Annotated in this window: 8 protein-coding genes; 5 read left to right on the top strand and 3 right to left on the bottom strand. The window is 66.8% G+C overall.

The window, feature by feature from the left end; all coding sequences use genetic code 11:
* Positions 1-3: 3 nt before the first annotated feature.
* From H5398_RS08500 to H5398_RS08480, 5 genes are read left to right on the top strand one after another with little or no spacing between them, the layout of a single operon-like run.
* Positions 4-399 carry a hypothetical protein gene (locus H5398_RS08500; protein ID WP_182799707.1) on the top strand — a complete coding sequence of 132 codons (396 nt, stop codon included), beginning with the start codon at positions 4-6 and terminating at the stop codon, positions 397-399.
* Between the two features lie 36 nt (positions 400-435).
* On the top strand, positions 436-894 hold the full coding sequence (locus H5398_RS08495) for a helix-turn-helix domain-containing protein (RefSeq protein WP_182799706.1): 459 nt from the start codon (positions 436-438) through the stop codon (positions 892-894).
* A gap of 8 nt (positions 895-902) precedes the next feature.
* Positions 903-1,352 carry a hypothetical protein gene (locus H5398_RS08490; protein ID WP_182799705.1) on the top strand — a complete coding sequence of 150 codons (450 nt, stop codon included), beginning with the start codon at positions 903-905 and terminating at the stop codon, positions 1,350-1,352.
* Positions 1,349-2,689: a BREX system ATP-binding protein BrxD gene (gene brxD / locus H5398_RS08485; RefSeq protein WP_182799704.1), complete on the top strand. Its 1,341-nt coding sequence runs from the start codon at positions 1,349-1,351 to the stop codon at positions 2,687-2,689. Before H5398_RS08490 ends, brxD begins: the two co-directional genes overlap by 4 nt.
* Positions 2,689-4,824: a DEAD/DEAH box helicase gene (locus H5398_RS08480; protein ID WP_182799703.1), complete on the top strand. Its 2,136-nt coding sequence runs from the start codon at positions 2,689-2,691 to the stop codon at positions 4,822-4,824. The genes brxD and H5398_RS08480 overlap by 1 nt, the downstream gene beginning before the upstream one ends.
* Positions 4,825-4,885: 61 nt before the next feature.
* Here the strand turns inward: H5398_RS08480 and H5398_RS08475 are convergent, their stop codons facing one another.
* The 3 genes from H5398_RS08475 to H5398_RS08465 are packed head-to-tail and all read right to left on the bottom strand — an operon-like array spanning position 4,886 to position 10,772.
* Positions 4,886-5,305 (bottom strand): hypothetical protein, encoded by a 420-nt coding sequence (locus H5398_RS08475; protein WP_182799702.1) that lies wholly within the window; start codon positions 5,303-5,305, stop codon positions 4,886-4,888.
* Between the two features lie 7 nt (positions 5,306-5,312).
* Entirely contained in the window at positions 5,313-6,314 is a 1,002-nt protein-coding gene (locus tag H5398_RS08470) for a hypothetical protein (RefSeq protein ID WP_182799701.1), read from the bottom strand.
* Between the two features lie 33 nt (positions 6,315-6,347).
* Positions 6,348-10,772, bottom strand: a complete 4,425-nt coding sequence (locus H5398_RS08465) for a DEAD/DEAH box helicase (RefSeq protein WP_220489260.1) — start codon at positions 10,770-10,772, stop codon at positions 6,348-6,350.
* Between the last annotated feature and the right edge of the window lie 184 nt (positions 10,773-10,956).

Raw genomic sequence — 10,956 nt, 5'->3', positions numbered from 1 at the left:
CTGGTGACCCCAGAGATCGTGCGCCTGATGAAGGCAAGCGACGCCGACGCACTGACCTCATCCGAGATCCAGATGCGCTACGCGGAGTTCAAGGCAATCCTGAGGCGGGCGAGCGCCGGGACTCTGCGCGGCGACGAGTGGAAGCCGGTGTCACGGGACCCGCTGCTCTGGGAACTGCGGTGGTCCTGGGATGGGAGTCATCTGCGCGGCTACTTTCATGAGCCTCCATTGGAGCCCGATTCAACGATCCTGGCCAAAGTGCACGAGAAGCAGATCGTGCAGGGGGATGACCGCGCCACGAAGCAGCACCAAAACGCGGCCATCGATACCGCCGGGACGCGCATTCGGCGCTGCCAAACTCATCGGTGGGGGTTGGGCTTCAGCAAACCGCTCTTCTAGGCACTTCAGCTTGACACCAGTTATAGACTCAAGTCTATGAGCACGCTAGACGAGCTACTCGGCCTCGACCCCACGTCGCCCGAAGCCCTCCGCGCCGACCTGCTGGTGGAGAACGACCAAGAGCTTCTGGACGCGCTGGTTCGCGTCCGGAAGGATCGCGGGCTCAGCCAGGCCGACGTCGCCAAGATCTTGGGCGTGAAGCAGCCGACCGTTGCGGACTTCGAAGCTCACGACAGCAACCCCACGCTCTCGCGGATTCGTCGGTACGCCCACGCCGTCGGGGCGCTCATCTCCCACAGGGTGGAGCTCGATTCAGGGCAGCTGCTGGACCACCGCCGAGACGAGTGGGTACCCGCATCCATCACCGTGAAGGTGGCGGCATCGCCGACCCGCCAGAGGCCCGTGGGGGTGACGCGGTCCCCGGGAGTCCGCCTCGGCACCTTTCGCTCCGCGGAGGTGGGGCACCGCGACCACCAGTTCACACCGGCTGCCTGAGGCTACGCATGGACGTCGTTGAACTCCTAGGCGCTGTCCGCCTCGTCGATGTACGCACCATCCAAGAGGTTGCTGAGCTCAAGCTCGATCCAGCTCAGGGGAATGGCCTCTCGGCGCTCGACGAAACGAGCACGGACGGAGAACTCACCATCGACATCAACCCCGTGCACTGGGGTGCTCGGATAGAGATCTGGTTCCGCGCTCGATTTGAGACTCCATCAGCGAATCTCGTCGCGGCGGTTGCTGTCATCTACGAGCGCGACATCGACGATGAGGTCCCAGAGGACACGCGAACCGACTTCATCGAGAAGGTCGCCATCATGGCCGCGTACCCGTATCTCCGCGGAGCCCTGCAAGGGCTCGCCGGCAAGATGCGGATGGGGACCTTCACCCTCGACGTCCTCCGTCAGGGGGAGTTCACCATGGCCGCGTCCGAAGCGGACGACTCGGGCCAATGAGCACCGCCGTCTCGCCGCGACGTCGGCGTGAGGTGATCGATGCCCTCCGCCGCGGGACCGTGCCCGCGAACGGGCTGGACCTCCTCGCCGTCGGGCTCGACCGGTTCGGGTCCGCCCTCGACGCGGAGCTCGCGGCCGTGTCCGGCGGCTCCGCGACATTTAAGGCCGTCCGCGGCGAGTACGGCTCCGGCAAGACGTTCTTCACCCGGCACCTGGCCGAGCGGGCGCTGAGGCTCGGCTGGGCCACGGCCGAGGTGCAGATCAGTGAGACCGAGACGCCCCTCCACCGCTTGGAGACGGTCTACCGACGGATCACCGAATCTCTGCGGACGGCTACCGTGCCGCCGAGCGCGTTCCGCTCGGTGCTGGATGGCTGGCTGTTCACGCTGGAATCTGACGCGGTGGACGCCGATCCATCGCTGGCGTCCGCCTCCGATGTAGAGCTGTCGGCCGCCGTCGACCGGCTGATGGAGGGGCGGCTGGCTGCGGTGTCGAGTAAGACCCCGGCCTTCGCGCAGGCCTTGCGGGCCTACCGGGGGGCGTCGCTGACGGGCGATGCCGCCACCGCCGATGGGCTGGCCGCCTGGATCGGCGGGCAGCCGCACGTGGCGGCCTCCGCCAAGCGGGCCGCCGGCATCAAGGGTGACCTCGACCACTTCGGTGCTATGGCGTTCCTCCAGGGGCTGCTCACTGTGCTGAAGGACGCCGGCCACCCGGGGCTTCTGGTGGTGCTCGACGAGGTGGAGACTCTGCAACGCGTCCGTGGAGACGTCCGCGACAAGGCCCTCAACGCGCTGCGCCAGCTCATCGACGAGGTGGACTCCGGCCGCTACCCCGGCCTTTACCTGCTCATTACCGGCACGCCGGCGTTCTTCGAGGGCCCGTCCGGCCTGAGCCGCCTCCCACCGCTGGCGCAACGCCTCCACGCCGACTTCACCACCGACACGCGTTTCGACAACCCCCGCGCGGTGCAGGTGCGGCTGCCCGGGTTCACCCGCGACAGCCTCGTCGAGCTGGGCGGCAAGGTCCGCGACCTCTACGCCGACGGCGCCGCCTCAGGTGGGCGGGTCCGAGCCGTCGTCGACGATGGGTACATCGGTGCGCTGGCTGATGCTGTCGCGGGGTCGCTGGGCGGGCGCATCGGTGTCGCGCCGCGGGTGTTTCTCAAGAAGCTGGTGGGAGACGTGCTGGATCGCGTGGACCAGTTCCCCGACTTCGATCCCCGCGCCCACTACGCGCTCACCGTCGGCGACGGCGAGCTGACGGCCGTGGAGCGCAACGCCGCCCGCGGCGCGGCGTCCCTGGACGACATCGAGCTCGACACCTCCTCCGGGTGATGGCCGGCTTCGACGCCCTGCACCCCGTGGTGCAGCACCACATCGTCAACACCCTCGGCTGGCGCGAGCTGCGCCCGCTGCAGGAGCAGGCCGTGGGCCCTGTGCTCGCCGGCCATGACGCCCTGCTGCTGGCACCGACGGCCGGCGGCAAGACGGAGGCGGCCCTATTCCCGATGCTGACCAGGATGGCCGAGGGGTCGTGGAGCGGCACGTCGGTGCTCTACGTGTGCCCGTTGCGTGCGCTGCTCAACAACCTGGAACGAAGGGTCGACACCTATGCGGCCTGGCTGGGGCGCGCGGCGGCTGTCCGGCACGGCGACACCCCCCAGGGGGTGCGCCGCCGGATCGCGGTGGAGCGGCCGGACATCCTGCTGACCACGCCCGAATCGCTCGAGGCAATGCTCGTCTCCGCGACCCTCGACCCCCGCGTCCTGCTCGGCGACGTGCGCGCCATCGTCGTCGACGAGGTGCACGCGTTCGCCGGCGACGACCGCGGCTGGCACCTGCTGGCGGTGCTGGAGCGGCTCGGCGTGATGACCGGGCGACGGCTTCAGCGGGTAGGACTGTCGGCCACCGTCGGTAACCCCGACGAGCTCCTCGCCTGGCTGCAGGGCTCGAACCGAGCGGCGGGGAGTGCCGGGCGGGTCGTGGCGCCTCCGGTCGGTCCGGCTGCGGCGCCGGAGGTGTCGCTTGACTTCGTCGGGTCGCTGGACAATGCGGCAACGGTGATCTCCGCGCTGCACAGGGGCGAGAAGCGGCTGGTGTTCGCCGACTCTCGCCGCTCCGTGGAGCAGCTGGGGGTGCGACTGCGGGAGCGTGAGGTGGACACCTACGTGTCGCACTCGAGTCTCTCGGTGGAGGAGCGACGGCGCTCCGAGACCGCGTTCGCCGAGGCGCGCGACTGCGTGATCGTCGCCACGTCCACGCTGGAGCTGGGGATCGACGTCGGGGACCTGGACCGGGTGCTGCAGGTGGGGGCGCCGACGACGGTGGCGTCGTTCCTGCAACGCCTGGGGCGCACCGGCCGCCGGCCGGGCAGCACACGCAACATGACCGTGCTCGCCGCCGACGACGCCGAACTGCTCCGAGGCGCGGCGCTGCTGCTGCTGTGGTCAGAGGGGTACGTCGAGCCCGTCACTCCCCCGCCCTCGCCCGCGCACATCGCGGCACAGCAGGTGCTGGCCATCGCGCTGCAGGAGCGCGCCGTGGGGCGACGGGTTTGGAAGGACTGGCTGGGCGGCCTGACCCTGGTGCCGGACGAGGCGTCCGAGCGGATCGTCGACACACTCCTGGACCGCGGCCTCCTCGACAGCGACGGCGACATGATGATGGTCGGACCGGAGGCGGAGCGGCGGTACGGTCGGCGGCACTTCATGGAGGTGATGAGCGTCTTCACCTCCGACCCGCAGGTCACCGTCCTGCACGGCCGAACCGAGATCGGAACCGTGGACCCGATGGTGCTGCTGACGAAGGTGCAAGGCCCGCGACCGCTCGCGCTCGCAGGGCGGTCGTGGACCGTGACGGCCGTGGACTGGACCAGACGGCGGGCGTTCGTCGAGCCCTCCGAGGGGGCGGGTCTTGCCCGGTGGTTGGGGTCATCGGCGCCGCTGCGGTTCGAGCTGGTGGACGCTATGCGTCGGGTGTTGCTGGGCGCCGATCCGGCGGGGGTCCAGCTGAGCGCCCGGGCTCGCGGCCGCCTGGACGGGCTGAGGTCTGAGTGGGCCAATCGGGTGGACGCAGAAGGAACGGTTCTACTCCACGAAGAGGGCGCTACAAGGTGGTGGACGTGGGCCGGAGGTCGAGCCAACGCGGTGCTGCGAGCGGCGCTCGACGAGGTGGCGCCAACTCTCGGAGATCCGATCGCTACGTTCACCAACGACCACGTGGTGCTCCGCCCCGACGCCGGAGCGGCCGAACTCCGGGAAGCGCTGGGTGAGGCGCGGCGACGCTTCGGCGACGACCTCGCCCGGATTCAGCCCGAGATCACGAAGCGCGCGGTGCAGGAGTTGAAGTTCTCCGACATGCTGCCCGACGGCCTTGCGGTTCGGACCCTGGCGAGCCGCGTAGCGGACCACCCTCATGCAGCCAGCGCGGCGAGCTTGCACGTCGCCGAGGTACACACCACAGCCGGCTGACCGCGTTGGGGCAGCCGGCTGCGCATGCCCTGGCCGAGCGACCTGCCCCCTCAGCGCCCGCTCACAGTTCGTGCACATACTCCGTGTCGAAGAGCGCTTGACGCACCTGACTTAGATCAGCCAAGTTGCCCAGGGGGGACGCTTGAGCGATCTCGACGACCCCCTTGAGGGCCGCCGTCGCGGCGGCACCATCGCCCCGCTCAATGGCGTCGTCATAGCGCGCGAAGAGTTCGTCCGTGTGGTGACGTCGCTCGGCGAACGCACGATCCAGATAGTCCTTCACCAGCTCCGAAGCGGCACGAATCTTCTCGATCTCGGCATCCCGCCGAGCGTTGATGTCACTGCGCTTGGTCTGCTCGAGTTCTCTGAGCTTCAGGTAATCCGTCGTCGACTCGACCATGGTCTTCAGCGCCGCGAACGGGTCACCGACGCTCACCGTGTTCGCTGCCTTCTTGACCGATGACTCGACGATCTTGCCCACGAGCGGCTTACTTCCCGCCATCCTCCACCAACTTTCTGTACTTGACGTGGAGGCGAACAGCCTCCCCGTTCAGCTGACCCTCAGGGTTCAGGACCGGAGTGACGACCATGTCACGAACGGCGACGGCCAGGGCCATGGCCCCTTGGAACTCGGAAGCGTCGACCGCGGGATCGAACCCTCCCTCCTTCTGTTCAGTGAACTCAAGGCGCTCCAAGGCCGCTTCGCCTCTCTCAGCCAACTCAGCGAGCAACTCTCGGAGCTCAGCGATCCTCTGCTCGATCCCGCCGAAAACTTCCCTGGTAGCAGCGAGTTCGGCACAATGCTGCTCGGTCTTGGCTGCGAAGCGGGCTGCGTGGGTCAGTTGCCTCTCCCCGCCCGCGTTGATAGCCATGCCACCTACCAACACCGCAGGTCCCACCATGACGAAGTTGAGGGTGAGTGCACCGAGCGCCATTCCGCCGCCGCCAGACGCCAGTGTCCCTCCACCCAGGACTGCAAGGGTCGCACTCTGTGCCGCAGCGCCCGAGAGGGCCGCGATGGGCGTGCCTGTGCCCGCGGTGGCGAAAGCCGTGACAGCGGCAGCAGTCCCCTGCGCGGCTCCCATTCCGGTTCCGCCGGCCCCCACGAGGGCCGCGATTATTGACCCCGCCTCGCGGGCGAGGCCAGGCACACCTGCCAGGTTGCCGATCGCGATGTCAAGGCCGTCGACAAGAGTCCTCTCAGACTCGGCGACCTGTCGACGATTGCGGCGGATGAACTCCGCCATCCGCAGCAGTACACACTCCAGAGCTCGTTGCTGGTCGGCACCATAGTTCTTGAGCTGCTCATTGATCTCCTCCGCACGAACTTGAGTGCGGTGATGATCCAACTCGCTCCGGGCCTGTGCATCAGCGATCTGGGCTCGCGCCCGCTTCGCCTTCAGGAGGCCGAGTCCCCCGGCAACCGCACCTGTCCCGCCCGAGATCGCCCCGGCCGCGATCAGAACAACCGGTATCAGCGGAAGTACCATAGATTCCCCTTGTATCGCCTTGCCACGCATACATCAGTCGGCCCCCACGCCGAGCGACACGAGCAAATCAGCAGCTGCCCCACGGGACAGTATTTCGTGGTCACGTTGGTTGCGGTAACCGCGCAGGCAGCCATAGCAGGAGGTCTCCGGGCCACACTCGCAGTTCAGTACTCGGATGAGGGCGCCTCGGAGCACCCTTTCGAGGCTTTCCTCTATCCGCAGCACGTTGCCGCCGCCGCCTGGCACGGTGTCGAACAGCACCAGTGACTTGGTCATCGCTCCAGTCGGTGACAAGGTGCCGCCGATGTCGTCGCGCGCGATTTGAAGCGTCTCCGAGGCTGCCTCCAGGAGGGAGTACAGGACGGACTTCCAGGCTCCCTCGTCCAAGACCGGCACATTCGGGCGGACATCGAGCCAGAGGAGATCCGTCTCGTAGGGGTGCGCGAGATCGACCCATTCAAGCGGTCCGGTGCAGTCGTGGCCCGCTCTCAAGAGATGGGCGTGCTTGACCGGCCGCTTTGGGGTGGTGGCCACGGCTGCACCCCATCCGCACCATTGACAGAGGTGGTAGCCGCGCCCAGATGGCCCGTCGGCGATCGAGATCAGGCGCCCTCGCGGGCCGACAGATGCCTCGATCAGTCCCCCTGGGAGGTGCAGCTGCCGTGACTTCGTGAACTCGGACAGCTTGACGACGTGGGTGGCCCCACCCCAGGCACCCTTCGGTGGGCGTGCCCCTGGGCGGATTGGGTCTGGAGCCGCGACGAAGCCGAATTCAGGAATGATGACTCGTCGCGCCGCGGAGGTGGCGACCTCCCCGCACGTGGGGCAGTGCGGATCCAGTTCACCCATTGACTCGCGATACTTTCCGCACCGTCGGCAGACGAGGTAGCTGTGTTCAACGAGTTCCTTCCCCGGAAGGCGATAGACCCCCCTTGACGTCCACTGCATTCCGCCGGCGACCAAGGATGCGTCAGGAGCGTACTCGTGGATGGCTTGTGAGAGGTCTCGGGAGAGGTCCAGCTTCGCGCCGACAGAATACTGGGCACTGCTGAAGTCTGTGCGCAGCTCGACGGAGTCCACGGGGAAGCCGTACTTGGGGATGACGTTGTGATTGGCAAGATAGCCCAGTAGGTCGCGGCCGAGGATGGTCTTCAGGACCTTTTCGAAACGATCGGCTACGTTGAACTTCCGAGCCGCCACTGCCTCGTCTTGGACCGACCTCAGGATTGTCACGTCGGCTTCGAGCAATACGCGCACCTCGTCAAGCAGTTCAAACAGGGCCGTCGTCCAAGAACCAGAGTCGACGCCCATGTATCCATGCACACTCTCTGGCAGCACCCGCCGCAGCGACTCGGTCAACTCCGGCGGCACCGGCGTCAGGAATGACGGGACCGACCGCACCGGAGCCTCAGCGCTCCCGTCGTCCACGAAGAACTCACCGGCCGTTCGCGCGATCGTCCGGTAGTTCTCGAAGTACCAGCGGAAGAATGAGGCCAGCGCGACCGAGTGAGCGTGCCGTCGATCGATCCGAAGGTTCTCCAAGGGCACGTACGGTGCGCGGGTGCGGCCAGTCATCATGGCTTCGGGCGAGGCGAACTGTGTGAGGTCGTGGGAGCGTCGCTGAGCGTAGGTGACCACGAGCGCTGCTGCACCGACCCGACGTCCGGCACGTCCCGCGCGCTGAATGTAGTTGGCCGTGGTCGGGGGCATGTTGCGCAGCATGACAGCCTGGAGTTCGCCGACGTCCACCCCGAGTTCGAACGTGGTTGAGCATGAGAGCGCGTTGATGCTTCCACGGATGAATTCCTGCTGAATCCGCGCGGCTTCGGTGTTTCGCCACTGCGCAGTGTGCTCGCTAGCAGACAGGGGGATGGGGTGCATCGAGCGGTAGACCGTTCGATAGTGGTCGTTGTCCGACTCGGCCGTCGGCGGGACGAATGGCCGAAGCGTCCCTGGGCATCCCATGGCAGGGCAGACACCGGCCACGGAGACCGGTGCGAGTCTCTGACAAATCGCGCAAACAAACACAGGTGACTGATCGCGCACCAGCTCGAAGCGCAACATCTGATGATTCACCTGGCTCACCGTGCCAAGGCCCCTGGGAGTGCTGGCTTCGAGCCAGTCCACCTCTCCATTCGAGAGGAAGCGCCAGACACCTTCGAGGACGCGGCGCGGATCCTCGGCGCTCCCGATGGCAGCGAGCACCCTGGATGTGTAGTCGATCCGTCGGTTGCTGCCGCGCCCAGGCAGCCACGACAGGACCTTCCGCTTAGGTTCCGGACCACTCAACCGCGCGAAGATCGGTCCCAGGCGCGGCGCGAAGATCTCATCATTCGGGGGAACGTCCTGTGGCATTGTGACCGCGCCCTGCGACCGCAGAGTCCGGACCAACTCAGCGACGAAGTCCCACGCCTGATCTGCGCTCATCCCCAATGACACGAGAGGCGTGGGTGGCTGCCACCGAGGATCACGCCTCAGACTGATGCGAAGTAGGCCAACACCCTCAAGCGACTGGCGATCGTCCACGCTGGCTACCTCGGCCATCACCCAGGGAGCAATGGTTCGTTCCTGCTCAGCGGCCGACATGCCCGGAGTGAAGTACTGAACCTGCTCAGCGCTGCGCCGCACGTTGAAACGCGTGTCCGCGATGTTCACCGGCTCGTCGCCAGCGCCGGCCGCCTCCAGCCCTTGGTGGATCAGGCGCCGGCGCTGGAGGCGGCGATAGGAGTCCTCAAGGTACGGCGCGAAGTACGCGGCGGCCTGGCGGCTGTCACTGAACATGAGCAGCTTCCGACCCTCGCCCGGACGACCCACATCCCTTGGGTCGTCGCTTGCCGGAATGCTCTGATAGAGGGACGTGGCGATGACAGCGCCCGCTGCGTCCGCGCCTGTCTCGAACGCGCGCACCGTACCTGCTCCCCGCGCGCCACAGACGAGGCATCCCAGCAGCTCTTGACCCCTCTGCTGGAGTCTGCGCACACGACGCAGGGAAGTGGCAGCGCAATCTGGGTCGGAGCAGCTGCGCGAGTTGACCGCGCTCAGGGTGCCGCACCGCGTGCAGAGCCTGGCTTCGTCTCCGTTCACCCCGCCCCCGTCGTCGGCAACAGCCTCCTCATCCTCATCGACCACGTCCGCCCCGTCGTCCAGAACGAGCCAGGACGTTGAGGCATCCGCCTTCCGATGCTTCAGTACCTGCCGACCGTCGACAGCCTCGACGACCCCTAGTAGATGCACAGCGCCACAGCGCTTGCAGGCGCCCAGTTCAAATACCGGCGATTCACATTCGCGGCACTCCGCGTGGCGGGCGAGGTGCACGTGCGGACCACTTGGCGACAGGCAGCTGAAGGCGCCCTCGGTGGCACGGAGGAAGAGATGGTAGCGAGCGGATAGGGCCGGAGATCCGTCAGCTCCTCGCAGGCTGCTCGCCACCGCAACCATGGCCACGAGCCCCGCCTCTCGGTGAGGATCATCGGCGAAGACCCTGCTCGGCAGGCTGGCGAAGGTCTGCGGCGCGTCCGCCAGGAGGCTCCTGAGCTTGGCCAGGCCTGACTCATGTGAGAGGGCAGTTCGACCGTCGCCGGCCTCGAAACCAGCCTCGCGAGCAACCTCGACGACCTCCTTCTCGACGTTGTCAGCATCCATCAGCCGCAGCCAGTCCTCGGACGAAAGTGGTCCCCAGTAGGGTCCCGGCGGAGCGGGGACGCGCTCGCTTGTGATGATGTCCTGTCTTGACGGATCACTCGGCTCCCACTCGAAGGGGGAGCCGAAGAGCCTGGTGGCGAATTCGGCGACCTTGAGGCGGTCCGCATCCGCACCGACCGTCGCGGACGTCGCGATGCACTGGATCGACCGATCGGGGGCAACTCGGTCGCGGAGCCTTCGCACGAGCATCGCGATCTCGGCGCCCTGCGTCCCGTCGTAGACATGCGCCTCGTCAATGACGAGGAAGCGCCAGGCAGATTGCGCATCCCCCGGGAACAGTCCCATGTCCTGCGGCCTCAGCAGCAAGTACTCCAGCATTGCGTAGTTCGTCAGGAGCAGGTGCGGGGGCGTCGCACGCATCGCCTCTCGGCTCAGAAGTTCGTTGGGGAGGAGTGGCTCACCCGGGTTCAGCTCCTGGAAGCGGTCCAGCGCCTTCTTCGGGTCGGTCTCCGTGTCGCCCGTATAGCGCCCGAACGTGATCTGCGGAAAGCCTGAGAGGAGGGCGCGCAGCCGCTTCATCTGGTCGTTGGCCAGTGCATTCATCGGATAGAGGAGGAGCGCTCGCACACCATCTCGTAGCGAGCCGTTCTCCAGCTCGCGGATGAGACTGTCGAAGATCGGCAGCAGGAAGGACTCGGTCTTTCCTGAGCCGGTGCCCGTAGCGACAACGACATTGCGGCCCTGGCCGGCCTTGCGAATCGATGTCTCTTGATGGCGGTAAAGCGGGCGGTCCAGCGGAAGCGCGTCGCTGCCCAAACCTCGAAAGTGGCTGGACAGGACTCCCTCATCGATCAGTTCGTTGAGCGTCTCCCCAGACGCGTACGGCGGCGTGGCTTCAAGGAATGGGCCCTTGTCCAGCAGCGGAGAATCGTCAATCGCTCGAAGCAGAGCGGATGAGATCTCGGGGTCTCGCGCCGCGAGGAGGGACTTCAGGTAGCGG

The sequence above is a fragment of the Tessaracoccus sp. MC1679 genome (assembly GCF_014164775.1).
Lineage (GTDB): Bacteria > Actinomycetota > Actinomycetes > Propionibacteriales > Propionibacteriaceae > Arachnia.
This window is presented reverse-complemented; position numbering and strand designations above follow the sequence as displayed.

Excerpts from the sequence above, each read along its gene's own strand:
- brxD (WP_182799704.1), top strand. The coding sequence starts at position 1,349 with ATGAGCACCGCCGTCTCGCCGCGACGTCGGCGTGAGGTGATCGATGCC.
- H5398_RS08470 (WP_182799701.1), bottom strand. The coding sequence starts at position 6,314 with ATGGTACTTCCGCTGATACCGGTTGTTCTGATCGCGGCCGGGGCGATC.
- H5398_RS08490 (WP_182799705.1), top strand. The coding sequence starts at position 903 with ATGGACGTCGTTGAACTCCTAGGCGCTGTCCGCCTCGTCGATGTACGC.
- H5398_RS08495 (WP_182799706.1), top strand. The coding sequence starts at position 436 with ATGAGCACGCTAGACGAGCTACTCGGCCTCGACCCCACGTCGCCCGAA.
- H5398_RS08480 (WP_182799703.1), top strand. The coding sequence starts at position 2,689 with ATGGCCGGCTTCGACGCCCTGCACCCCGTGGTGCAGCACCACATCGTC.